Below are 24,145 nucleotides of genomic sequence, written 5' to 3'. Positions count from 1 at the left end.
TATTTTGGATACAAAAATAGCATCGCATATTTTATTACACAAAATGGACGTGAAAAAGTCGTTATTTGATAACCTACAAAATTTCTTCGGGTTTGATAATTTCAAGGGTGATCAGGAGTCGATCATTACAAATATTTTAGAAGGCAATAACACTTTTGTTATTATGCCAACAGGCGGAGGGAAGTCTATTTGCTATCAGTTGCCCGCTTTAATGAGCGAGGGAACGGCAATTGTAATTTCTCCGTTAATTGCATTGATGAAAAACCAGGTAGACCAATTAAGGGCTTTTGGTGGAAATGACAGTATTGCTCATTTTCTAAATTCATCTCTAAATAAATCTGAAATTACCCAAGTAAAATCTGATCTGTTAAGCGGACAGACTAAATTATTGTATGTTGCGCCCGAATCTTGGCGAAGCAAGACAATATTGAATTTTTAAATCTGATTAAAATCTCTTTCGTTGCTGTTGATGAAGCACATTGTATCTCTGAATGGGGACATGATTTTAGACCGGAATACCGTAAGATTAAACAAGTTATTGCTGGTTTAGGCAACAATATTCCAATTATTGCTTTAACCGCAACTGCCACACCAAAAGTGCAGCAGGACATCATGAAAAATCTTGGAATGACGGAAGCGACTTTGTTTAAATCCTCATTTAACAGGCCAAACCTTTTTTATGAAATCCGCCCGAAAAGAGATATTACTAAAGAAATCATTAAATATATTAAGTCTAATCCGGGCAAATCGGGTATTATTTATTGCTTGAGCCGTAAAAAGGTAGAGGAAGTTGCAGAAGCACTAAATCTTAACGGAATTAGTGCATTGCCCTATCACGCCGGTTTAGATCCAAAAGTGAGGGCTGAAACCCAAGACAGGTTCTTAATGGAGGATGCGGAGGTTATTGTAGCTACTATAGCTTTTGGTATGGGCATTGATAAACCAGATGTGCGTTTTGTTATTCACCATGATGTACCGAAGAGCATGGAAGGTTATTACCAGGAAACAGGTAGGGCAGGCCGTGATGGAGGCGAAGGTGTTTGTATTGCTTTTTACGCCCAAAAGGATGTAGATAAGCTGGCAAAGTTTATGAAAGATAAACCAGTTTCTGAACGCGAAATTGGCACACAGATATTAAAAGAAGTAATCGATTACGCCGAATCCGGCGTTTGCCGACGTAAGCAAATCCTTCATTATTTCGGGGAAAATTTTAACGAAACGGGCTGTAATTGCATGTGCGATAATTGCAAAAAGCCTAAAAAACAATTTGATGCAGAAAGTCAGTTATCAACTGTTTTAAAATTTATCGAAAAATCAGGCGAAAAGTTTGATGATGCTCACTTGCTTAACGTTTTCTTGGGTTTAGAAACCGCTCAAACCATTGCCTACGAACATAGTAAAATTCCTGAATTTGGAATTGGAAAAGAAGAAGGCGAACTGATGTGGAAATCAATTATCCGCCAGGCTGTTTTAAATAATTACCTGTATAAAGATATTGATAATTACGGCTTATTAAAGTTAACAAAGCAAGGCAGAGATTTTATCGTTAATCCTTACAGCCTTAAATTCATTTTAAATGAACCGATTGAAAGCGGCACTGATGATGATGATGACGATGTAAAACAAGGTACAGGTGCATTAGATACGCATTTGCTCTCGTTACTTAAAGATCTGCGCAAAAAAATCGCCAAACAGAAAAGTGTACCCCCATTTGTAGTATTTCAAGATCCATCTTTAGAGGAAATGTGTACGCATTACCCGATTACGATGGAAGAACTTCGTCAGATTTCTGGTGTAGGTTCGGGAAAAGCGATGAAATTCGGCAATCCCTTTCTTGAATTAATCAAAAAATATGTTGAAGATAATGATATCGAACGCCCTATAGACCTGATTATTAAAACCCAGGCGAATAAATCGCAGATGAAAGTTTCAATTATCCAAAATATAGACAGACAAATTGGTTTGGAAGATATTGCAGATTCAAAAGGCATTACTTACGAAGAAATTCTGAAAGAAGTAGAGTCAATCGTAAATTCTGGCACAAAGCTTAATCTTAACTATTTTATCGATGAAGTAATTGATGACGATCGTCAGGATGAAGTTTTTGACTATTTCAGGGCTGCAGAAAGTGATTCTATTGATGAAGCACTTAATGAACTGGGTGAAACCGACTATACCCGTGAAGAAATTCAACTGATGCGGATAAAATTCATGTCAGAACTAGGAAATTAAAAATTAGATGAGAGACATGAGAAAAACTCAAATCTCTCCTCTCAAAAATCAACTATGTTAAACTACTTAGATAAATTAAAAAATACAGATTCAGGAAATTTCTTTTTAATGGCAGGTCCATGCGCGATTGAAGGCGAAGACATTGCGTTGAAAATTGCTGAAAAAATTATTACCATAACCGATAAACTTCAAATTCCATATATTTTTAAAGGCTCGTACCGTAAAGCAAACAGAAGTAAAGGAAGTTCTTTTACTGGCATTGGCGATGAAAAGGCTTTACGTATCCTGGAGCGGATAGGCAGAGAATTTGGCGTACCAACGGTAACTGATATTCACGAAAGTGGCGAGGCTGCAATGGCTGCTGCTTACGTAGATGTATTGCAGATTCCTGCATTTTTATGTCGCCAAACAGATTTATTAATTGCTGCCGCAGAAACCGGAAAAGTGGTGAATGTTAAAAAAGGGCAATTTCTATCGGCAGGTTCAATGAAATTTGCTGTAGAGAAAGTAAAAGAAGCCGGAAACAATAAAGTTATTTTAACAGATCGCGGCAATACTTTTGGTTACCAGGATTTAATCGTTGATTACCGCGGTTTACCAGAAATGCAAAGTTTTGGCGTTCCGGTAGTAATGGATTGTACCCATTCTTTACAGCAACCCAATCAAAGCAGCGGCGTTACAGGTGGCAAACCTGAATTGATATCCACCATTGCCAAAGCTGCGATTGCAGTAGGAGCGGATGGCTTATTTATCGAAACACACCCTGACCCTGCAAATGCAAAATCAGATGGGGCTAACATGTTGCATTTAGATTTACTGGAAGAAACATTAACCAAGCTGATCAGAATCAGACAAGCAATACTTTAATTTTGAATAACTCTAAGGTGTTTCTCACAGCCGAATGGCGCAAACTTGCTTTGGCACAGTACGCTGTACCGCAAGAAATACTTTCAAAATACCTGCCTCCGAATACAGTTCTCGACGATTGGCAGGGCAAATATTATGTCAGCTTAGTAGGGTTTATGTTTCTTGATGTTAAACTGCGTGGTTTTAATATCCCTTTTCATACCAATTTTGAAGAGGTGAATCTGAGGTTTTATGTAAAGTTTAAAGAGGGGAATATCTGGAAGCGTGGAGTGGTATTTATAAAAGAAATTGTACCTAAACCTGCAATTACTTTTGTTGCCAATACACTTTATAAAGAAAATTACCAAACATTCCCCATGAAACATCTCTGGGTTGAACAAGAGCACCAGTTGGAGGTAAATTATTATTGGAAAAATAAAAATTGGCATAACTTTTCAGTCACGGCAGATCCGGAAGCAAAGGAAATTTTAATAGACAGTGAGGAAGAATTTATTACCGAACATTATTGGGGTTACACAAAAATAGGTTTAAACCTCACCTCTGAATATGGCGTTGAGCACCCACGCTGGGAAGCTTACCCGGTGATAGATTATACCATCAATGTTGATTTTGGCGTTAATTACGGAGCTGATTTTACTTTCCTCAACAATGCAAAACCAGATTCTGTAATGCTCGCAGAAGGTTCGGAAATAAGGGTGTTAAAAGGGAAGAAGTTTTAAGATTGTAAACTTTTTTTTCTTACTTCTAAAAATTATAAGGGCATTTAGGAGCAAAATTAAATTCTATGGTAATCTCCACGCCAATTTTTAATGGCTTTTTTTATTTCGTCGGAAGATAAATTTTCTGAAACAGCTCTATCTGTCAAAGCTAAAAACTCTTCATCACTTGCAAAACGTAAAGCTAAAATCTGACTCAATTTGATACTGATGGGAAATGGTTTTTGAGCAAGGATAAAATAACGAAGACTTTCTTCAGCACGTATTGCCCTATCTTGTGCTTTTAATGCGAATGTTCTCGCCATAATTGCTACAATGGTTATTAATAAAAATGCAAAGAAAATTAAACCCAAAAATGGATTTTGAGTGGTTTTACACAAATAAAGTGTAAAAATTAAGGCTAAAAAAGCCAACGGTATTGTGAAGAAATGAAATAATGGATAAAACCTTTTATGATTTTTATAATCTTGAGACATTGTTATTTTAATTAATCTTTAATATGAGTTTTCTAGTAAGGTCTTGATGTCAATCCAATCAATCCGACATGAAACCTTCAATTCTAATTTTAAATATGTTTGTTATATTTTAGTAATCACAAATGATGTTCTACGGTTATTTTTTCTTCCAAGTTCAGTTTTATTGTCAGCAATTGGTTTACTGGCTCCAAAACCTTTAAACGTTAGCCTTTTTCCATCAATACTATTTTTAATCAGGTATTCGTAAACTGCATTTGCACGATTAAATGATAACTTTTCATTCAGCATATCGTCTCCAACGTTATCAGTATGGCCTTGAATTTCGATTTGAACGTTTTCATTTTGATGTAGAAATTCAATTAACAAATCCAACTCGCGTATAGAAGCTGGTAAAAGGTTAAATTTATTGGTATCGAAAAAGATGTTTCTTAAGGTAACATTACCACCCTGCTTAATTTTTTCGATGTAAACCTCTACCTGATAGGGTTTATTGATATCGCCGGCCTTAAGTTCAAAATTTTCAGAATAGAACATGTAACCTTCGGCATTAACATTAAACAAATAATTACTTCCAACAGGCATTACAGCGAGAAATTGACCTGTTTCGGGATCAGTATAATCGTCGAAAACTGTTTTATTGGTTTTTAAGTCAACCACCTGAACATTACTTTCAATCGTTTTTTTACTATCCTTATCCCTAACAATTCCTTTCACGTATGAAACTTTCATAGGCTTTGCCGCTTCAGGAATGCCAAAACTGTAAATATCCTGCATGCCAAATCCACCTTTTAAATTGGAAGAAAAAAGACCATAATTTCCATCAGCACTGACCACTAAACCGCTTTCATCTTCAAAAGAATTTATCGGATAACCCATATTGATAGGTTTTTGCCATTTGCCATCAATTTCCTGCCTGCTATAATAAATGTCTTTATTTTCCGAAACCTGGCCAACCGTCAGACGAGAAATACAAGGTTCTGCCATCAGCATGCATAAATGGTGTATTTTCATCGAAGGCGGTATTGATATCCGGTCCTAAATTAATTGCCGGTCCCCATTTGGCATCATCTGTAATGGTGCTTTTCCAAATATCATAACCTCCGGATCCGCCGGGCCTGTTGCTGATAAAATATAAAGTTCTTCCATCTGGACTGATTGCAGGTTGCGACTCCCAAAATTCGGAATTAACGGGTTTACCAACATTGTAAGGTTCGCCCCAGTCTTTTCCTTCACGATGTGAAACATAAATATCACATCGCCCTAAACCATCTGGGCGGTTACAACCTGTAAAAAACAAATATTTTCCGTCAGGTGAGATAGTTTGTGCGCCTTCGTTGTAACGTGTTGTATTTATTTTAGTAGATAAAGGAGTAGCAGTTTCCCATTTATTATTTTTGAGCTGAGCGGTCCAAAAATCTTCATTTCCATTTACCTGACGGGTAAAAACCATTGTTTCTCCATCAGCAGTTAATGCAGGGAAATATTCTGCATCAGCCGTATTCACACCTTCACCTAAATTTACAGGACTGTATTTTACAGGTTTTGCAATCGCCGGAAGTGCAAAATCACAATCTAAAAGATATTTTTTTGACTTTTTCGCCCTTTCTGAAGAAGCATCCAACGATAAAAATTCTCCAAAATGTTGCTTTGCTTTTGTATAATCCTGCGTGGCAAATTCCATTTCAGCAAGGCCATAAATTACTGCAGGAGTAACAGATTTATTGATCAGAATTGCTTTTTCATAAGCAGCTTTAGCATCAGGATATTTCTTTTGTGCTTTTTGAACATTAGCAAGTGCAATGTAAGAGCCCTGAAACAATGGATCGGCATCAACCGCACTTTTTAAAGCCATTTCTGCCGCTGCATAGTCGAGTTTTTCAATCAGCGGACCTGCTTTTTCGAAAAAAGATTGTGCTTTTTTATTGGATGAGCTTTGCCCAAAGCAATAAAAGCTCATTATGCTAAAGATGAGGAAGAGACGAAATTTCATTACATTAACATTTGGTTATAAAGCTAATGTATTATTTTTAAGGAATATTTAAAAATTTATGCGTTTGTAAAGAAATTTCCCATTTAGGATTAGCCATTACGTATTCAATAATTAAAGGCGTGATTTCTTTTGATTTAGACCACTCTGGCTGAAGATAGAGTTTACAGGTAGGGGAAACCATCGCTGCATATTCTTCTGCCCATTTAAAATCACTATTATTAAAAACGATCACCTTTAATTCGTGTGCAAAAGGCGTAATATCTGGTCTGGGTGCTTTAAATTTCTTTGGAGATAAGCAGATCCAGTCCCAATTGCCCGATAGCGGATAGGCTCCAGAAGTTTCAATAAACGTTAAAATACCTCTTTCTTTTAATTTACTTGTCAAATAATCCAGGTTATAGATTAAAGGTTCACCACCAGTAATTACAACAGCTTTGCCTGGAAATTTATCTGCATTTTCCACAATAACATCTGATGGGGTAAGCGGATGCATCTCAGCATCCCAGCTTTCTTTAACATCGCACCAGTGGCAACCCACATCGCAGCCCCCTAAACGGATAAAATACGCTGCTTTACCAGTATTAAATCCTTCGCCTTGTATCGTGTAAAACTCTTCCATTAAAGGAAGTAATGTGCCGTCTTCTGGTATGTCTTGTTTCATTTTTGAGGATGCAAATATCTTAAAAAAATATGGTGAAGCAGTTTCTCTTTTGAAATTTAATGTAAAGATGAAATACGAGTGATATTTATTTGCTGTATTTTAGCAACATGAAGTGGTTTAAGGCACTAAATAATAATCAGATTCCCCATCCGGAGACTATCAAAACCATTGAAGTTGCCGGGAAGCAGATCTGTCTGATTAATAATGAAAACAAGATTATTGCAACACAATCGCATTGTCCTCATGCAGGCGGTCATTTTAGTGGTGCTTGGTGCAAAAATGGAAACTTGGTTTGCCCGATCCATCGGTACGAGTACAGTTTAAGCACAGGAAGAGGTGCAGAAGGGCAAGGAGATTATATTAATATCTACCCGACAGAATTGCGCGAAGATGGATTATATATCGGTTTTGAAGAAAGCTGGTGGAGTAAACTGTGGGGATAAATATAAAAAACTATTGCACATTTAATTAAATGCTGAAGAACTAATTGAGTAAGAATCTTTTAAAAAAATCCTGACAATTTAAAACTTCTATTTCTGAAAAATAAAAATCTTTTATGTCTTCAGTTACAATACACATACTGCCAACTGTTTTAGCGGCATAATATTCTAAACCATCCTCAAAATCATGTATTGATTTATTTTTCAAGGTATTTGAAACCCCTTCAGAAGCGTTGGGAGCAATTTTAATATATCGGCAGAGTAAATCTATTTTCTGTTTTGCAAGTTGTGCATTGTGCTTCTTTTCTGCGAAATAAAATGCAATAGCCAAACAAAGCGGAGAGGTATATACTTCAAATTTTGGGTGAGATGCTAAACTTAAAATTCTGGAGGAGTAGGTGTAAAGTGGATATTCCTTATTTAAAACTGAAACTAAAACATTAGCATCTAAAAAGATCTTCATATGTTATTTCTTGGATGCAAAAAATTCATCTTTCGAATCCCGACGAGTTTTTTTTGGTGATTTTTTATACTCAACTTCACCTTCAGCAACCATACTTACCCAATCTGCAATAGGATAATCCTCTAAAGATTTGTATTCTTTGGCGGTTACCTGCGTTAATAAATGCTCTATTAAACGCGATAAACTAATGTTGTTATCGGCAGCATATTTTTTTGCCTTTGCTACAACATCCTGATCAAAGCTTAAAGTTAATTTGGTATCCATATTATAATGTTCTTATTCAAATTTAAACATTATACGTGATAAGAAAAAATTTTGTACGTAAAAAAAGTGGTTCAATAAATTAAACCACTTTAATGTTTTATAGATTATGGCTTTGACCTTAAGCCTTAATGATTCTAACTTAAGAATAGATCTCTTTCCTTGCAGATGCCAGTGTATTTTTTAGTAAACCCACAATGGTCATCAAACCAACTCCTCCAGGAACAGGCGTAATGTAAGAAGCCTTAGGTGCAACGTTTTCGAAATCTACATCACCATATAACTTAAATCCAGATTTAGTTTCGGTAGAAGTTTCACGGTTAATGCCTACATCAATGATAATTGCCCCGGTTTTAACCATATCAGCAGTAACAAAATTCTTTTTACCAATAGCTGCAATCACAATATCAGCCTGAAGAATTTGCTCTTTCAAATCCTTTGTACGCGAGTGGGTGAGTGTTACGGTGCAATTGCCGGGGTTAGCATTACGAGCCATTAAAATACTCATTGGGCTACCAACAATATTACTTCTTCCCACTACAACACAATGTTTTCCGCTTGTATCAATACCATATTCTTGCAACATCAGTAAAATGCCATAGGGCGTTGCCGGAATAAAGCATGGAAGATTGCGCATCATCCTACCTAGATTTACAGGGTGGAAACCATCCACATCTTTTCGGTGATCGATCGTTTCGGTTACTTTCTCCGGATCAATATGTTTTGGCAAAGGCAATTGAACAATTAAGCCATCCACATCATCATCCTGATTAATTTCTTCAATTTTTGCCAGCAATTCTGCTTCAGTTACCGAATTATCATAGCGGTGCAATGAAGATTTAAAACCGACTTTTTCGCAGTTTTTCATTTTACTCGCTACGTAAGTTTCACTACCGCCGTCATTACCCACTAAAATGGCAACTAGGTGTGGTTTGCGGCCACTTTTATTCAAAAATTCTGCAGCTTCTTCTGCAATCTGAACTTTAACTTTTTCTGATACGTATTTACCGTCTAATAATACCCCTAAATCCCCTGAAGGGGACTTTGAATTTGCATCGCTCATATAACTTGCTTCGTTATAATTTTATAATTTAAGATTTAACTTAATAAAACTCACCAATAATTCCCCCTTCAGGGGCCTAGGGGGGTTAATCTAATTTTAAAACCGCCATAAATGCACTTTGTGGAATTTCTACATTTCCAACCTGGCGCATACGTTTTTTACCTTTTTTCTGCTTTTCCAGTAATTTACGTTTACGTGAAATATCACCTCCATAACATTTGGCGGTTACGTCTTTACGTAAGGCACTTAATGTTTCGCGCGCAATAACTTTCGCACCGATAGAGGCTTGTATTTTAATCTCGAACTGTTGACGAGGGATTAATTCTCTTAATTTTTCACAAATTTTCTTTCCGAAATCGTAAGCATTGCTTCTGTGGATTAATGATGAAAGTGCATCAACCGGTTCATCATTTATTAACATGTCTAAACGAACCAAATCTGATTTACGGTAACCAATCTGATGATAATCGAATGATGCGTAGCCTTTTGAAATTGTTTTTAATTTATCATAAAAATCGAATACAATTTCGCCCATTGGCATTTCAAAAACCAATTCAACACGGTCAGATGTTAAATAGGATTGATTTACAATTGTTCCTCTTTTCTGAATACAAAGTGACATTACAGGGCCAACAAAATCGGCTTTTGTAATAATGTTGGCTTTGATAAATGGTTCTTCAACAGAATCTAATTTACTTGGATCAGGTAAATCAGATGGATTATTTACAAAAATTTCATCACCTTTAGTGGTGTGCGCAATGTAAGATACGTTGGGAACGGTAGTAATTACCGTCATGTCGAATTCGCGCTCCAAACGTTCCTGTATAATCTCCATGTGCAACATGCCCAGGAATCCGCAACGGAAACCAAAACCTAGTGCTGCAGAGCTTTCAGGTTCGAAAACGATAGACGCATCATTGAGTTGCAACTTGTGCATTGCCTCGCGAAGTTCTTCAAATTCATCAGTATCAACAGGATAAATACCTGCAAAAACCATTGGTTTTACCTCTTCAAATCCTTGTATTGCATCCAGCGATGGTCTTGCTGTAGTTGTAATTGTATCACCAACTTTTACTTCTCTGGCTTCTTTAATCCCGGAAATAATGTAACCCACATCTCCGGTTTTAACCACATTACGTGGTGCCATATCCAGTTTCAAAATACCTACTTCATCAGCTAAATATTCTTTCCCTGTATTGATGAATTTTACTTTATCACCTTTTTTAATCTCGCCATTAACAACCTTATAGTAAGCAATAATTCCCCTGAAAGAGTTAAAAACAGAGTCGAAAATCAAAGCTTGCAAAGGTGCTTCCGGATTGCCAACAGGTGCAGGAACGCGGTCTACAATGGCCTGGATAATATCAGGAATGCCCAATCCGGTTTTACCAGATGCTGGAATAATATCTTCCCGCTTACATCCGATCAAATCAATAATCTGGTCTTTTACTTCTTCAGGCATTGCCCCCGGTAAATCCATTTTATTTAAAATCGGAATAATTTCAAGGTCGTGCTCTAAAGCTAAATATAAGTTGGAAATCGTTTGTGCCTGAATACCTTGCGAAGCATCTACAATTAAGAGTGCACCTTCACAAGCTGCAATCGAACGGGAAACTTCGTAAGAAAAATCTACATGTCCGGGTGTATCAATAAGGTTAAAATTGTATTCAATATCACCAACTTTATAGTTCATTTGTATGGCATGACTTTTAATCGTTATGCCTCTCTCACGCTCTAAATCCATGTTATCGAGCAATTGCGCCTGCGCTTCGCGCTTGGAAATTGTCTCGGTGTATTCTAATAACCTATCAGCCAAAGTACTTTTACCATGGTCGATATGTGCAATAATGCAAAAATTACGTATATGCTTCATCTTTGCGCAAAGATGAAGCATATACGTAATTTTTAATCTAGAAAATATTGCTGCAAAACACTTTGATTTGAAAAGCAAATACAGTGACTTTTCCGTTACGGCAGAGCTGGTTTGTAAAATATATTTTGACTGAGTACCATCCATTGCGTGTGCATTAAGATTGCTTCGTGCCTCGCAATGGCGAAATTTTATGAGGTTTTTTTTATTTGTCCATAAAAAAATTAAACCATTGTTTTCTTCCATTTACCTTTTTTAAACAGGATAAAAGCTGCTATTGCAATACCTGCCTCTGCGGTTGGAATGGCAATAAAAACACCTGTTGGGCCCATATCTAAAAATTTAGCTAAAAAATAGGCCAATGGAATTTGGAAAAGCCAGAATGCAAAAATATTAATTTTGGTGGGCGTCCAGGTATCACCAGCACCATTAAATGCGCTACTAAATACCATTGCGGCTCCGTAAATTACAAAACCAATGCTTAAAATTTTTAACGCTCTACTCGCTATGGCAATTACATTTTCATCGGAAGTGAAAAACGCAGCAAAAAGATGTCCGCAGGTAAGAAAAAGTACACTTACAACTGCCATAAATATCAAAATATACTTTAAGGTTTGGAAAACCGATTTTTCAGCACGGTCTACATGGCCTGCACCTAAATTCTGACCTACCAATGTTGCAGCTGCGTTACTTAATCCCCAGGCGGGCAACATAAAAAACATCATTAGGCGCAATGCAGTTTGGTAACCTGCAGAACCTTCGTCACCGCCTGTAGTAGCAACCAGCTCCGCTAAAAATACCCAGCTACAACTCGCAATCACAAACTGGAAAATAGCTGGGGCCGCAATCTTTATAATGGCTTTAATTTGTGTAAAATCAGGTACAAAATGACTGATGCGTATTTTTAATGCATTTTTTCCACTGAACAGACTATAAACCTGGTAGATAACACCCAAACCTCGTCCGATTGTGGTGGCAATTGCAGCACCTGTTAAACCAAAAGCCGGGATAGGTCCGAAACCGTTAATAAAAATAGGGCAGAGGATGATGTTTGCAATGTTGGCAATCCATAAACTCCGCATCGCAATTGCTGCGTTGCCTGCACCACGAAAAATCCCGTTGATTAGGAATAAAAGTACAATAATAATACTTCCACCCATCATTATCCGAACGAAAGTAGTACCATGATTTGCCGTTTCAGTTGAAGCACCCATTAGCAGTAAAATATCCTTTGCGTAAATTAATCCTAAAATGCTGATTAAAATATTTACAAAAACTGCAATCAATATGGTCTGCATGCCAGCCTTTGATGCTGCTTCTGGATTTTTTTCACCTATTCTCCGGGCAACTACCGCAGTTGCAGCCATACTTAAACCAATGGCAAGAGAGTAAATAATGGTCAAAACCGATTCGGTTAAACCAACGGTTTGTATTGCATAACTGCTATTTTCTAAATGGCCAACAAAATATAAATCAACTAATGCAAAAACCGATTCCATAGCCATTTCCAACATCATCGGGATAGCCAATAAAATAATTGCACGTTTAATACTGATTGAAGTTAAATCAACCTCATGACCTTTTAAAGATTGCAGGAGAATATCGAAAAAAGACGAAAGTTTGCCCTGTGTCTTTGTAGACTGTGACATATAATATATAATAAAGTATAATGTATAAAACCAATGTTACGCATTAAGCGCACATACCTAAAATTGAAATGGAAGGAAATCCTCGGTTGTTTAGAACCTAAAACGGATTGCAGATACTATCATGGCTCTGGTCTTTTTGATTCAACAAAGATAGCTAAAATTTTGAATTGTCAAGTTTTGATGACCAATTTTCGAGGAAGTGATTAAACTTTGCGATTTCTTTTTGCCACAGAAACACAGAATCCTCAGAATTATAATCTGCTTAATGAGTATTAAATACTGTAGGCTTTAATCATTTCTTCTGAAACCTTTGTTCCACGGCCTGTATTCAAATCAATTAAAACATAATCAAAAATACCATCAGATGCCACTTTGCCTGTTTTTTGGTTAATAATTTCGAATTGAACAGCGCAACCTTTATCATTCATTGTTAAAATTCCGGTCCTGATCAGCATTAAATCATTCATCAATAACGGGCGTTTAAAATTAATATCGACATGACTTACTACCCAGCCCAAGCCTTGTTTAGTAAAATATTCCCAAGGCATGCCATAAAACTTTTCCATTTGTTCGTAACGTGCAGCCAGTACATAATCCAGGTATTTGCTATTATGTACATGGTTAAACATATCGATATCATCCGGGCGGACACGTAATTCGCTTTCGAAAATGCTATATTGATTCTTTTCCAAGTCTAAATGTTTTGTGCAAAAGTAAGCTTTTGATGGCTTTATATAAAGATGTATTGATGTAAAGATATATCATCTATTTTTCGTATTTTCGATATGAAATGGGAAAGCTCACTTTATGTGATATTACACTTCCGCGCGAAACAATCATTGAAGAGCGTGATAGTATTTATTTGAGCGGTATCCCTGAGCAACGCTTTTTCAGTGTTCTGCAACTTAACTACATCTCCGTTGTCATGAATGGTGGCAAGCCTGTAAAATCTCCACAAGGAAAAGGTATTATAATCCGCAAACCAAACATATAATTTTTATATGTCGTTCGATAAAGGACATCCGGAAATGCTCTTGTTATTGGAAACATTTCAGCAGTTTGATGTCGTTAATTTTATCATTCATTAAACACTTGCTTATAATTAAAAATTGCCTTATCTTTGCGCCACAATTAATTAATTTTTATTGCTTTAATATTATTCAAGAATGTATTTAAGTCCAGAGAAAAAAGCTGTAATCTTCAAAGAGCACGGCGAAGTAGAAACCAACACGGGTTCTGCAGAAGGTCAAGTAGCGTTATTTACATACCGTATTGCGCACTTAACAGAACACTTAAAGAAAAATCGTAAAGATTTCTCTACTCAGTTGTCACTTCAAAAGTTGGTAGGTAAACGCCGAGGTATTTTGGCATACTTATACAAAAAAGATATTGAGCGCTATCGTGCTATCATCAAAGCTTTATCGCTTCGTGATATCATCAAACAAAAATAAGCGCAAGTTTATCATTAAAAGCCATTCTTCAGGGAATGGCTTTTTAATTCCCTGTTAATTTTTTTAACGGGTTTTATTATAGATAGGCTTTTTTAATACTATCTTCGTTTGCAAAAACAAAACATATATAAACAACGGTGTGTAGAAAGAGGAAAACACACCATAATTCTAATTAAATGAATGTAATAAAAAAATCGTTCGATTTGGGCGATGGCAGAATTGTAGAAATTGAAACTGGTAAATTGGCTAAACAGGCTGATGGTTCGGTTGTAGTAAAAATGGGTGATACGATGTTGCTTGCAACTGTAGTTTCAACTGTTGGTGCTAAACCAGGTACTGATTTTTTACCATTATCGGTTGATTATCAGGAAAAATACGCGGCTACTGGCCGTATTCCAGGTGGCTTTTTACGTCGTGAAGCTAGATTATCTGATTACGAAGTATTAATTTCACGTTTGGTAGATAGAGCTTTACGTCCAATGTTTCCAAGTGATTATCACTCTGATACACAGGTGATGATTTCTTTAATCTCTGCTGATAAAGATATTATGCCAGATTGTTTGGCAGGTTTAGCAGCTTCAGCTGCATTATCAGTATCTGATATTCCTTTCAACGGTCCAATTTCTGAAGTACGTGTTGCAAAAATTGATGGCAAATTGGTAATCAATCCATTAGCTAGCCAATTAGAGCGTGCAACTTTAGAGTTCATGGTTGCCGGATCAGCAAATGATATAGGCATGGTTGAAGGTGAGTGTGATGAAATTCAGGAAGATGAAATGGTTGAGGCTTTAAAATTTGCACACGATGCAATTAAAGTTCAATGTGCTATTCAGGTTGAATTAACTGAAGCTACAGGCAAAACTGTTAAACGTGAATATAACCACGAAGACCACGATGCTGATCTGAAAGCTAAAGTTTATGCTGATACTTATGATAAAGTTTATGCTGTAGCTAAAGCTGGTGGCAATAAAGATGTTCGTAAAGAAGGTTTTACTGCAATTATTAACGAATTCTTCGAGGCAATGCCAGAAGATACTGCAGATTTAACCAAAGCAATGGCTAAACATTATTACCACGATGTTCAATACGATGCCATCAGAAACTTATTGTTAGACGAAGGTATCCGTTTAGATGGCCGTAAAACAACAGAAATCCGTCCAATCTGGAGTGAAGTTGGTTATTTACCTGCTGCTCACGGTTCGGCTGTATTTACACGTGGCGAAACACAATCATTAACATCAGTTACTTTAGGTAGCAAAGATGATGAGCAAATGATTGATGGTGCTTTCTTCAATGGTTACAATAAATTCTTATTGCACTATAATTTCCCTGGTTTTTCAACTGGTGAGGTTAGACCAAACAGAGGCGCTGGCCGTCGCGAAATTGGCCACGGTGCTTTAGCGCAACGTTCACTTAAGAAAGTATTGCCTCAGGGCGAAGCAAATCCATATACAATCCGTATCGTTTCTGATATTTTGGAATCAAACGGTTCATCATCAATGGCAACAGTTTGTGCTGGTACATTGGCACTTATGGATGCAGGTATTAAAATCAAATCTCCAGTTTCTGGGATTGCAATGGGTTTAATTACTGATGAGAAAACTGGTAAATATGCAATTCTATCTGATATTTTAGGTGATGAAGATCACTTGGGTGATATGGACTTTAAAGTAACTGGTACTGAACACGGTATTGTTGCTTGTCAAATGGACTTAAAAATCAATGGTTTATCTTACGAAGTTTTAACAAAAGCTTTGTTACAAGCCAAAGAAGGTCGTTTACACATCTTAAACGAGATGAAGAAAACGATCAGTTCACCTAATGAGGATTACAAACCGCATGCTCCACGTATTGTTTCTTTAACTATTGATAAAGAATTTATTGGTGCAATTATCGGCCCTGGAGGTAAAATTATTCAGGAAATGCAACGCGAAACCGGTGCTTCAATCTCTATTGAAGAAGTTGAGGGCAAAGGTATTGTAGAAGTATTTGCTGATAATAAAGCAGCTATTGATGCAGCAGTTACCCGTATCCGTAACATCGTAGCTAAGCCAGAAATTGGCGAAGTTTACCAAGGTAAGGTAAAATCAATTATGCCATTTGGTGCATTTGTTGAAGTTATGCCAGGTAAAGATGGTTTATTACACATCTCTGAAATTTCATGGGAACGTTTAGAAACTATGGATGGCGTGTTAAAAGAAGGTGATAAAATCGAGGTTAAATTACTAGACATCGATAAACAAGGTAAAATGAAACTTTCGCGCAAAGTTTTATTGCCAAGACCAGAAAAACCAGCTGCTCCGCAAGCATAAAACAGACCGGATTCGGAAGTCCGAAGTCGGGAGATATAGCAAACCCTTTCAGTTTTACTGGAAGGGTTTTTTATTTTATAAATGGAATTAATTTGCGTACTTCAGCTGAATTTATTTCAGCATCTTTGTTTCTAATTTAAAAATTTTCACAGTTCTTTTGTAACTTGCAACATACTGTTATGCTGATTTGATAGCTATCGGATTTATTTCAGCATCTTACTCACTCATAAGTCCCTGAAATGAATTCAGGGTGACGGTCGTTTTAAAATGTTACTTTAATACTAAGAGATCATTAAATGAAATACATCATTGCCCCATCCATACTTTCTGCCGATTTCGGCAATTTACAACGCGATATTGAAATGATTAATCATAGTGATGCCGATTGGTTTCATGTTGATGTGATGGATGGTGTTTTTGTTCCCAATATATCCTTCGGTTTCCCTATAATGGCTGCCGTAAAAAAACATGCTATTAAACCGCTGGATGTTCATTTAATGATTGTTGAGCCAGATAAATACGTAGAGGAATTTGCCAAAGCAGGGGCGGATAGGATTACCGTGCATTACGAGGCCTGTACTCACCTGCACAGAACTATCCAGTTAATCAAAGCAGCTGGATGCAAAGCGGGTGTAGCATTAAATCCGCATACTCCGGTAACTTTACTGCAGGATGTTATTGAAGATTTAGACCTGGTACTGATTATGTCAGTTAATCCGGGTTTTGGTGGCCAGGCATTCATCCACAATACTTACAAAAAAATAAAGGATTTAAAAGCATTGATTCAAGGCGTAAACGAAAACTTAATTATCGAGGTTGATGGTGGTGTTGGTTTACAAAATATCGCTACATTAGTATCCGCAGGTGCTAACGCTTTTGTAGCTGGAAATGCAATTTTCGCGACAGATAATCCCACGGAAACCATTTCTAAAATGAAAAGCTTAACTACCACAAGCGTAAACGCATAAATTTTAAACACAGATATTAGCGCTAAAGTATGCTTTTAGCCATTTATTTTGATTCAAAATTAATCTTTTACTATATTTTGAGTAAAATAATTGTGTTTATCTTTGTGCATCTGTGGCTAATTAACCAAATCTCTACGCGTAATCCATGGTCAAATTTCGGCTAATCCTGTTCCTATTAATTGCCGGTTGCAGTTTTGCTGTTGCTCAGCCATTAGTTAGGGTTTCGGGGATAGTTTATAGTGATGAAAAATTACCCTTAGCACAAGTTACGGTAATTGTTTTAGGGCAGGCACAATCAACTGTAACAGATGAATTAGGGGTTTATACGGTTTACTCCAAATCGAAAAATTTTAGCATAAAGTATTCCCTCTTAGGCTATCAGCCGCAGACATTAAAATTCAGTGAACGTTCGGGGGCAAGAATCATCAAACAAGTAAATTTGACAGCCAATATCAACGAATTAGAACAAGTAAATATTACAAATAAACAAAATCAGTTAAGCAATACTACTACGATTAACATTGCTGATGTTGCTGCAATGCCCTTGGTTTCTGGCAATTTTGAAACCATGCTCAAAACGCTCCCAGGGGTATCTACAAATAATGAATTAAGTGCTCAATATAGTGTTAGAGACGGTAATTTCGACGAAAACTTAATTTACATCAATGATGTAGAAATCAATCGGCCGGTTTTGATCCGCAATGGCCAGCAGGAGGGATTAAGTTTCATCAATTCAGATCTGGTGAGTAAAGCTAAATTTTCTGCCGGAGGTTTTGAGGCAAAATATGGCGATAAACTTTCTTCTATTTTAGATATTAAATACGACAAACCGGATAGCAATCAAACTATTTTCAGCACAAGCCTCTTAAATACTTCATTAAGTACAAAAAAAATATTTAAAAATAGTTTTCTATTGGCTGGGTTACGCTATAAAAACAATTCCAGCGTATTAATCAAACAAGACGAGAAAGGCAGTTATAGTCCAAATTTTGCCGATGCACAACTACTTTACCAATATGATTTTTCTTCAAAATTCAATATCAGTTTCCTGGGTAGTTTTAATCTCGGCCAATTCAAGCTGGTGCCCACCAACAGGGAAACGCAGTTCGGAACTTTAAGTACTACACTAAGGTTAAATGTTGATTATACTGGCCAGGAGATTGATGATTACCAAACGCTGGGAAGTGCGGTTACAGCTACCTATTCGCCCAAACCAAACCTCGTAATTAAGTTTATTAACAGCTATTTCAATACTATTGAGAGAGAGCGTTTCGATATTAACGGCACTTATATTTTTGACGAAATAGATAATACTTTTCCGGGAGAAAATTTTGGCGTAATCAATAAAAACAGAGGTCTTGGCAGCTATTATAACTATGGAAGAAATAGCCTTGATACGAAGATTTTTGCTTCAGAAATTAAGGTAGATCAGAATTTCGACAACCATGTTTTTTCCTGGGGTTTAAAATTTGACAATTCCAAATACAATGATCAGTTGAATGAATATAACTATACGGATTCTGCCGGTTTTATTCTTCCAAACAATTCAAAAAATATCACGTTGCAAAATGTAATTAATGTCCAAAATAATTTAGACATTAAAAACTTTAGTGCTTATATACAAGATAGTTATTCCCTTTCAAATTCTGCTGATTTACAGCTTGGTGCTCGTGCTAGTTACAGTTCATTAAGTAAGCAGTTATTAATCAGTCCGAGGATGCTAATTGCCTACAGGCCGAACTCCAACAACAAAATATTGAGATTTTCAGCTGGCGTTTACAAACAACCACCATCATACCGCACCATTCGAGATTTTTTTGGAATTTTGAATACCGATCAGAAAGCGCAAAGTTCTTACAACACGTCTTTGGGTTACGAGTATGCTTTTGATGCTTTTGGTACGCGGTTAAAATTCACATCTGAGGCTTATTTCAAATATTCTGATCGTTTAATTCCTTATAAAATCGATAATTTAAGAATCAAATATCTGGCTAACGAAGTTTCCAGAGGTTATGCTTATGGTGCAGATTTCAGTATAGGAGGGGAGTTTGTTAAGGATCTGGTATCTTATTTCAGAATGTCGGTAATGCATGCCAATGAGGATATTATCGGCGATAGCTATGTTCAGAATGGTACAACAATTTATCCGGGTTATTTAAAAAGACCAACTGATCAGCGTTTAAATTTTTCCATATTTTTTCAGGATAGGTTGTTAAACAGTCCAACCTATAAAGTACACCTCAATGCACTTTATGGTTCAAGATTACCAATTGGGCCATCGCAAACCCCAAGATATTTGGACAAATTTTTTATTCCGTCTTATAAACGTGTGGATATTGGTTTTTCTAAAGATTTTCTAGATGATGCTGCATTGCATAAACCTAAATTTTTAGATAAAAATTTCAGCTCTGTTATTCTGTTTATTGAAGTTTTTAATATGCTTAATATCGACAATACGGTTTCTTATCTATGGCTAAAAGATGTAGATAACGTACAATATGCAATTCCCAATTATTTAACAGGCAGGCAGTTTAACTTAAAACTGATCGTGAAGTTAAAGAACAAGCCGTAATTTGTAATTTTTTATTTTTTAAGATCTTTTATTGCGAACCATCCAGGCAAAAAAATCTATGAGTTTGGATGTGTAAATCGATAAAGCCGGGGCTATAACCTTTCAAAAATCAAAAGAAATGCAAGTTTTCTAGTTAAACGTTTTAATTGCAAAAACTGCAATAAATCCTATGAATTCCGGGCTTTTTTTAACAAAATTTAATTTTTTATGATACGATTTTATAGGCATAACTGCTTTAAAAATTTTACATTTACGGCCATAAAACATTATATAATAAGATGAAGCATAATTTTGGCGCAGGCCCTTGTATTTTACCTCAAGAAGTGTTTAAACAAGCAGCTCAGGCTGTTTTAGATTTTAACGATGGATTATCAATTTTAGAAATTTCGCACAGAACAACCGAATTTGAGGCAGTTGTTGCTGAAGCTGAGAAGTTGGTAAAGGAATTATTAAATGTGCCGTCGGGTTATTCCGTTTTATTTTTACAAGGTGGTGCAAGTTTACAGTTTGCAATGGTTCCGATGAATTTATTGGGCGATGGACAAACAGCAAGTTATTTAGATTCTGGTGTTTGGGCAACCAAAGCATTAAAAGAGGCTAAATTTGTTGGCAATGTAAATGTTGTAGCTTCTTCAAAAGATGCAAACTACACATTCATTCCAAAAGATTTCGAAATTCCGGCTGATAGTGCTTATTTCCACTATACCTCGAATAACACCATTTATGGAACTGAACTTTTTGAAGTACCAAAAACGGATGTACCTGTTGTTTGCGATATGTCATCTGATATCATGAGCCGCGTAATTGATGTTTCCCAATTTGATTTAATCTATGCAGGAGCACAAAAAAATGTAGGTCCGGCGGGTTTAACTATCGTTATTGTTAAAAATGATGCTCTAGGTAAAATTGACCGTAAAATTCCTTCAATGTTGAACTATCAATCTCATATTGATAATGATTCAATGTACAATACACCTCCTGTTTTTTCAATTTATGTGGCTTTGTTAAATCTTCGCTGGTTAAAATCGAAAGGTGGTGTTGCTGAAATTGAAAAAGAAAATAAACAAAAAGCAGAAGCACTTTACAGAGAAATTGATCGCAATCCATTATTTAAAGGAACTTGCGCAGTTGAAAACCGTTCCAGAATGAATATTTGTTTCGTAATGGAAAATGCTGAATTAGAAAAACCATTCTTAAAATATGCTGAAGAGCAAGGTATAGTGGGTATTAAAGGACACAGAAGTGTTGGCGGTTTCCGAGCATCTATGTATAATGCTTTACCGATTACCAGTGTACATGCATTAATTGATGCCATGCAACTATTTGAAGAACAACAAGCAAAAGCAAATTAATTTAAATTTTAACCACAGATAATTACTGCGATTTTTTAGTCGAAGTAATCAACTAACGCTGTGCAATCATAGATAAAATGATTAAAATATTAGCAAACGATGGGATTGATCCGATCGGAAAAGAATTATTAGAAAAAGCCGGTTTTCAGGTTGATACTGAAACCGTTCCTCAAGATAAATTAGCAGAAGCTTTAAAAAACTACGATGCAATTACTGTTCGTAGTGCAACAAAAGTTAGGAAAGAGTTAATTGATGCCGTTCCAAATATCAAATTAATTGGAAGAGGTGGAGTTGGTATGGATAATATTGATGTGGAATATGCACGCAGTCAAGGTGTTAATGTGGTAAATACTCCAGCTGCATCATCATTATCAGTTGCTGAATTGGTATTTTCACACTTGTTTACAGGTATCAGATTCTTACAGGATGCCAACCGTAAAATGCCTGTAGAAGGTTCAACACAATTTAACAACCTCAAAAAAGCCTATGCCAAAGGAACTGAGCTAAGTGGTAAAACCATTGGTATTATCGGCTTTGGTCGTATCGGTCGCGCTACTGCAAAAGTGGCTTTAGGCTTAGGCATGAATGTTTTGGCTTACGATTTATATCCTTCAGAATCTGAAATTACATTAGAGTTTCAAGGCGGAAAATCAGTAAGTATTCCAATTAAAACTGTTTCGTTAGACGAGGTAATTGCAGGTAGTGATTTCTTTAGTTTGCACACCCCATTTGCGGATAAACCAATTTTAGGTGCAGAAGAATTTGCTAAAATGAAAAACGGAGTTGGTATTGTAAACTGTTCTCGTGGAGGAACAATTGATGAGCCTGCTTTAATTGAAGCTTTAAATTCTGGCAAAGTTTCTTTTGCTGGTTTAGATGTTTTCGATAACGAACCAACTCCATTGGCAGAAATTTTAACACATCCTAAAATCTCATTGACACCACATATTGGTGCATCAACCAACGAAGCACAAGAACGTATTGGTACTGAATTGGCTACATTGATTATTGAGCATTTTAAGAAATAATAATATTTTAACCCCTCACAGGTTTTAAAACGGCACAGCCCTTAATAAGGCCGTTGTAAAACATAAATACCTACGAATTAAACCTGTGAGGGTTTTCTAAATTAGTCTAACGCGTTTGTTGTAACCCAATACCGATAGCCTAAAATCGCTTTCTGAAAAGTAGTAAGCTTATTCGGGTCTTTTTTATACAAGCTTGGCAGAACAGCCTTGTTTATCTTTGCCAAGATTTTAAACAGTCCTTTTTTCATACCTCTGTAGTTTTCTATTGAAAAAATAAAACCCACTTGCCATTATTAAAATCAAGAAGACAATAATATAGGTTGATAGACCTCCTTTATTTTTTTTTTCTAAATCTTCTTTAAGCTGTGCATTCTGATCCTGCAACTTTTTAATGGTTTGCATATAACGTTCAATCCGTTCTTGCGAATGATCTGCTACCGCTACTTTCTGTTGATTTTGCAAATCCTTATAATCCATCAAGGTCTTCAGTTCCTTAAAAATATTATTATCGGTTAACACTACCTGACGAAGGATCTCATTTGAATTTTTGATATCCCTTTTTGTTTGCCAGCCAAATATGCCTGTACGTTGATTTAAACTTTCATCATATTGTCCAAATCTTGTACTCCTTTCCGTTAATAAAGAATTTACTTTTGCGCGTTGAGCTGCATAAGCAACTGTATCTTGCTGTGCAAAAGCCTGAAAACTAAAAAAGATAACCGAGAGCAGATAAAAATATTTCTTCATGTGGATATAAACGCGAAAAGGGTAGAAGTTGTTTTATTGGTTAATTGGCTTAGGAAAATCATCGTCTTAGACGGTAGCGATAGCAGAACGACTATATCTATTTAGAAAGCTTTCTCGACTTTGTTGGCCAAGATCGCTATTGCATCCAATCAAAATGACGGCAATTGGAGAAATTTCCTTTTTTTAATTTTTTCTTTGGTTTTTTACCTTTGGGCTTTCAGCTTGTTAAGGATGAAACTCAACCCGTACAATATCACCTAAATGTAAACCCAATAATCCACTGGCTTTTCCTTTGTTAATGGCAATTTCCAAATGGTTACTTATACCAAAAAGGCAAAGTTTTTCACCTTCCTGCACTTCGTTGTAATGCCAGCTCAACTGGGTAATGGTTTCACTCTTTCTAAAGTACAAAGTAAAATCCCTGTTTTTTTGAATTTTAGTAAAAAGATCTTTCGTAATGTTGGTAATTACGTTGCAAAAAGTATCTATATAAACCACACTACCACGGATCACATCGCGCTCAATAACAGGGTGTAAAAGCATCTTCTGCTCAATCTCTGCTACAGGTAAACCTATATCTTTCAGCTTTCCGCCTTTGGCAAGATGTGTGGCTGCTTTAACGAAAATATCAACCAACGGAAAGTGTAAATATTTCAGATCCTGCATAATATTCAGCTCTACTACATCTTCTGGAATATCATCAAAAAGCAGTGAAAAAATACCATTATCGGCACCTACAAAATAATGATCCCGGTGCTTTACGGCAATATATTTAGTGTTTTCGCTGTAAACAGAATCGATACCGATTAAATGTACCGTATTTTTTGGAAAGTAGGGATATGCGTTTTTTAATACGAATGCCGCGTATGAAATATTGAAAGATGGAACCTCATGGGTAATATCAACTAAATTAACATTAGGCATAAGACTCAACAGACTACCTTTAAGGGCACTCTGGTAAAAATCTTTCGAACCTAAATCTGTTGTTAAAGTAATTATCCCCATTAAAAATTCATTATTATTGCTT

The 24,145-nt window shown here is 36.2% G+C and carries 22 protein-coding genes and 1 pseudogene; 11 read left to right on the top strand and 12 right to left on the bottom strand.

Annotated elements, in window-relative coordinates; genetic code table 11:
- Positions 1–43 precede the first annotated feature (43 nt).
- The 3 genes and pseudogenes from recQ to AC0IWE_RS03995 all read left to right on the top strand — a co-directional run bounded on the left by recQ (position 44) and on the right by AC0IWE_RS03995 (position 3,818).
- Positions 44–2,232 (top strand): annotated as a pseudogene (gene recQ, locus AC0IWE_RS04005) (DNA helicase RecQ).
- Between the two features lie 54 nt (positions 2,233–2,286).
- Positions 2,287–3,099, top strand: coding sequence for a 3-deoxy-8-phosphooctulonate synthase (gene kdsA / locus AC0IWE_RS04000; protein WP_471792026.1), 813 nt, complete (start codon positions 2,287–2,289; stop codon positions 3,097–3,099).
- Between the two features lie 2 nt (positions 3,100–3,101).
- Positions 3,102–3,818, top strand: coding sequence for a YqjF family protein (locus tag AC0IWE_RS03995; protein ID WP_471792025.1), 717 nt, complete (start codon positions 3,102–3,104; stop codon positions 3,816–3,818).
- Positions 3,819–3,874: 56 nt separating this feature from the next.
- On the opposite strand, the gene AC0IWE_RS03990 is transcribed toward AC0IWE_RS03995, so the two are convergent.
- The 4 genes from AC0IWE_RS03990 to AC0IWE_RS03975 all read right to left on the bottom strand — a co-directional run bounded on the left by AC0IWE_RS03990 (position 3,875) and on the right by AC0IWE_RS03975 (position 6,942).
- Entirely contained in the window at positions 3,875–4,291 is a 417-nt protein-coding gene (locus tag AC0IWE_RS03990; protein ID WP_471792024.1) for a DUF6526 family protein, read from the bottom strand.
- 102 nt (positions 4,292–4,393) lie between these two features.
- The gene (locus AC0IWE_RS03985; RefSeq protein WP_471792023.1) at positions 4,394–5,275 is read right to left on the bottom strand and encodes an OmpA family protein; all 882 of its coding nucleotides are present in this window, start codon (positions 5,273–5,275) and stop codon (positions 4,394–4,396) included.
- Positions 5,223–6,248, bottom strand: coding sequence for a hypothetical protein (locus tag AC0IWE_RS03980; RefSeq protein WP_471792022.1), 1,026 nt, complete (start codon positions 6,246–6,248; stop codon positions 5,223–5,225). Before AC0IWE_RS03980 ends, AC0IWE_RS03985 begins: the two co-directional genes overlap by 53 nt.
- A gap of 70 nt (positions 6,249–6,318) precedes the next feature.
- Complete coding sequence (locus AC0IWE_RS03975) at positions 6,319–6,942, bottom strand: 7-carboxy-7-deazaguanine synthase QueE (RefSeq protein WP_471792021.1); 624 nt, start codon at positions 6,940–6,942, stop codon at positions 6,319–6,321.
- Positions 6,943–7,049: 107 nt separating this feature from the next.
- On the opposite strand from AC0IWE_RS03975, the gene AC0IWE_RS03970 reads away from it, so the two are divergent.
- Positions 7,050–7,385, top strand: a complete 336-nt coding sequence (locus tag AC0IWE_RS03970; RefSeq protein ID WP_055913915.1) for a Rieske (2Fe-2S) protein — start codon at positions 7,050–7,052, stop codon at positions 7,383–7,385.
- 40 nt (positions 7,386–7,425) lie between these two features.
- Here AC0IWE_RS03970 and AC0IWE_RS03965 read toward each other — a convergent pair whose 3' ends face one another.
- The 6 genes from AC0IWE_RS03965 to AC0IWE_RS03940 form a co-directional block, all read right to left on the bottom strand.
- Positions 7,426–7,845, bottom strand: coding sequence for a type II toxin-antitoxin system VapC family toxin (locus AC0IWE_RS03965; protein WP_055913913.1), 420 nt, complete (start codon positions 7,843–7,845; stop codon positions 7,426–7,428).
- Positions 7,846–7,848: 3 nt separating this feature from the next.
- Positions 7,849–8,109: a DUF6364 family protein gene (locus tag AC0IWE_RS03960; RefSeq protein WP_471792020.1), complete on the bottom strand. Its 261-nt coding sequence runs from the start codon at positions 8,107–8,109 to the stop codon at positions 7,849–7,851.
- A gap of 139 nt (positions 8,110–8,248) precedes the next feature.
- Entirely contained in the window at positions 8,249–9,169 is a 921-nt protein-coding gene (locus tag AC0IWE_RS03955; RefSeq protein WP_471792019.1) for a bifunctional 5,10-methylenetetrahydrofolate dehydrogenase/5,10-methenyltetrahydrofolate cyclohydrolase, read from the bottom strand.
- Positions 9,170–9,254: 85 nt separating this feature from the next.
- Positions 9,255–11,042: a translation elongation factor 4 gene (gene lepA / locus AC0IWE_RS03950; protein WP_055913908.1), complete on the bottom strand. Its 1,788-nt coding sequence runs from the start codon at positions 11,040–11,042 to the stop codon at positions 9,255–9,257.
- A 221-nt stretch (positions 11,043–11,263) separates the two neighbouring features.
- Entirely contained in the window at positions 11,264–12,688 is a 1,425-nt protein-coding gene (locus tag AC0IWE_RS03945) for an MATE family efflux transporter (protein ID WP_471792018.1), read from the bottom strand.
- A gap of 272 nt (positions 12,689–12,960) precedes the next feature.
- Entirely contained in the window at positions 12,961–13,380 is a 420-nt protein-coding gene (locus tag AC0IWE_RS03940) for an acyl-CoA thioesterase (protein WP_463494867.1), read from the bottom strand.
- A gap of 98 nt (positions 13,381–13,478) precedes the next feature.
- Between AC0IWE_RS03940 and AC0IWE_RS03935 the strand changes: the two genes are divergently transcribed.
- From AC0IWE_RS03935 to AC0IWE_RS03905, 7 genes are all read left to right on the top strand, one after another.
- Positions 13,479–13,682 carry a hypothetical protein gene (locus tag AC0IWE_RS03935; protein WP_471792017.1) on the top strand — a complete coding sequence of 68 codons (204 nt, stop codon included), beginning with the start codon at positions 13,479–13,481 and terminating at the stop codon, positions 13,680–13,682.
- A 172-nt stretch (positions 13,683–13,854) separates the two neighbouring features.
- Complete coding sequence (rpsO, locus tag AC0IWE_RS03930) at positions 13,855–14,139, top strand: 30S ribosomal protein S15 (RefSeq protein ID WP_055913898.1); 285 nt, start codon at positions 13,855–13,857, stop codon at positions 14,137–14,139.
- A gap of 176 nt (positions 14,140–14,315) precedes the next feature.
- Positions 14,316–16,451, top strand: coding sequence for a polyribonucleotide nucleotidyltransferase (pnp, locus tag AC0IWE_RS03925; RefSeq protein WP_463494871.1), 2,136 nt, complete (start codon positions 14,316–14,318; stop codon positions 16,449–16,451).
- A gap of 296 nt (positions 16,452–16,747) precedes the next feature.
- Complete coding sequence (gene rpe, locus AC0IWE_RS03920; protein ID WP_471792016.1) at positions 16,748–17,419, top strand: ribulose-phosphate 3-epimerase; 672 nt, start codon at positions 16,748–16,750, stop codon at positions 17,417–17,419.
- Between the two features lie 145 nt (positions 17,420–17,564).
- Positions 17,565–19,991, top strand: coding sequence for a TonB-dependent receptor (locus AC0IWE_RS03915; RefSeq protein WP_471792015.1), 2,427 nt, complete (start codon positions 17,565–17,567; stop codon positions 19,989–19,991).
- Between the two features lie 278 nt (positions 19,992–20,269).
- Entirely contained in the window at positions 20,270–21,343 is a 1,074-nt protein-coding gene (gene serC, locus AC0IWE_RS03910; RefSeq protein WP_055913881.1) for a 3-phosphoserine/phosphohydroxythreonine transaminase, read from the top strand.
- 77 nt (positions 21,344–21,420) lie between these two features.
- A complete protein-coding gene (locus AC0IWE_RS03905; RefSeq protein WP_200912343.1) occupies positions 21,421–22,371 on the top strand; it encodes a D-2-hydroxyacid dehydrogenase in 951 nt (316 codons plus the stop codon).
- 228 nt (positions 22,372–22,599) lie between these two features.
- On the opposite strand, the gene AC0IWE_RS03900 is transcribed toward AC0IWE_RS03905, so the two are convergent.
- Positions 22,600–23,118 carry a hypothetical protein gene (locus AC0IWE_RS03900; protein ID WP_471792014.1) on the bottom strand — a complete coding sequence of 173 codons (519 nt, stop codon included), beginning with the start codon at positions 23,116–23,118 and terminating at the stop codon, positions 22,600–22,602.
- 225 nt (positions 23,119–23,343) lie between these two features.
- Entirely contained in the window at positions 23,344–24,123 is a 780-nt protein-coding gene (locus AC0IWE_RS03895) for an SAM hydrolase/SAM-dependent halogenase family protein (protein WP_055913876.1), read from the bottom strand.
- Positions 24,124–24,145: the final 22 nt, after the last annotated feature.

Source organism: Pedobacter sp. AC402, from assembly GCF_979252805.1.
Note: the sequence above shows the minus strand (reverse complement) of the source record. Positions and strands in the feature narration are given on the sequence as shown.

Excerpts from the sequence above, each read along its gene's own strand:
- AC0IWE_RS03960 (WP_471792020.1), bottom strand. The coding sequence starts at position 8,109 with ATGGATACCAAATTAACTTTAAGCTTTGATCAGGATGTTGTAGCAAAG.
- AC0IWE_RS03975 (WP_471792021.1), bottom strand. The coding sequence starts at position 6,942 with ATGAAACAAGACATACCAGAAGACGGCACATTACTTCCTTTAATGGAA.
- AC0IWE_RS03965 (WP_055913913.1), bottom strand. The coding sequence starts at position 7,845 with ATGAAGATCTTTTTAGATGCTAATGTTTTAGTTTCAGTTTTAAATAAG.
- AC0IWE_RS03900 (WP_471792014.1), bottom strand. The coding sequence starts at position 23,118 with ATGAAGAAATATTTTTATCTGCTCTCGGTTATCTTTTTTAGTTTTCAG.
- AC0IWE_RS03985 (WP_471792023.1), bottom strand. The coding sequence starts at position 5,275 with ATGGCAGAACCTTGTATTTCTCGTCTGACGGTTGGCCAGGTTTCGGAA.
- kdsA (WP_471792026.1), top strand. The coding sequence starts at position 2,287 with ATGTTAAACTACTTAGATAAATTAAAAAATACAGATTCAGGAAATTTC.
- AC0IWE_RS03970 (WP_055913915.1), top strand. The coding sequence starts at position 7,050 with ATGAAGTGGTTTAAGGCACTAAATAATAATCAGATTCCCCATCCGGAG.
- AC0IWE_RS03905 (WP_200912343.1), top strand. The coding sequence starts at position 21,421 with ATGATTAAAATATTAGCAAACGATGGGATTGATCCGATCGGAAAAGAA.
- serC (WP_055913881.1), top strand. The coding sequence starts at position 20,270 with ATGAAGCATAATTTTGGCGCAGGCCCTTGTATTTTACCTCAAGAAGTG.
- AC0IWE_RS03895 (WP_055913876.1), bottom strand. The coding sequence starts at position 24,123 with ATGGGGATAATTACTTTAACAACAGATTTAGGTTCGAAAGATTTTTAC.
- rpsO (WP_055913898.1), top strand. The coding sequence starts at position 13,855 with ATGTATTTAAGTCCAGAGAAAAAAGCTGTAATCTTCAAAGAGCACGGC.
- AC0IWE_RS03990 (WP_471792024.1), bottom strand. The coding sequence starts at position 4,291 with ATGTCTCAAGATTATAAAAATCATAAAAGGTTTTATCCATTATTTCAT.
- pnp (WP_463494871.1), top strand. The coding sequence starts at position 14,316 with ATGAATGTAATAAAAAAATCGTTCGATTTGGGCGATGGCAGAATTGTA.
- rpe (WP_471792016.1), top strand. The coding sequence starts at position 16,748 with ATGAAATACATCATTGCCCCATCCATACTTTCTGCCGATTTCGGCAAT.
- AC0IWE_RS03915 (WP_471792015.1), top strand. The coding sequence starts at position 17,565 with ATGGTCAAATTTCGGCTAATCCTGTTCCTATTAATTGCCGGTTGCAGT.
- AC0IWE_RS03935 (WP_471792017.1), top strand. The coding sequence starts at position 13,479 with ATGGGAAAGCTCACTTTATGTGATATTACACTTCCGCGCGAAACAATC.
- lepA (WP_055913908.1), bottom strand. The coding sequence starts at position 11,042 with ATGAAGCATATACGTAATTTTTGCATTATTGCACATATCGACCATGGT.
- AC0IWE_RS03980 (WP_471792022.1), bottom strand. The coding sequence starts at position 6,248 with ATGAGCTTTTATTGCTTTGGGCAAAGCTCATCCAATAAAAAAGCACAA.
- AC0IWE_RS03955 (WP_471792019.1), bottom strand. The coding sequence starts at position 9,169 with ATGAGCGATGCAAATTCAAAGTCCCCTTCAGGGGATTTAGGGGTATTA.
- AC0IWE_RS03945 (WP_471792018.1), bottom strand. The coding sequence starts at position 12,688 with ATGTCACAGTCTACAAAGACACAGGGCAAACTTTCGTCTTTTTTCGAT.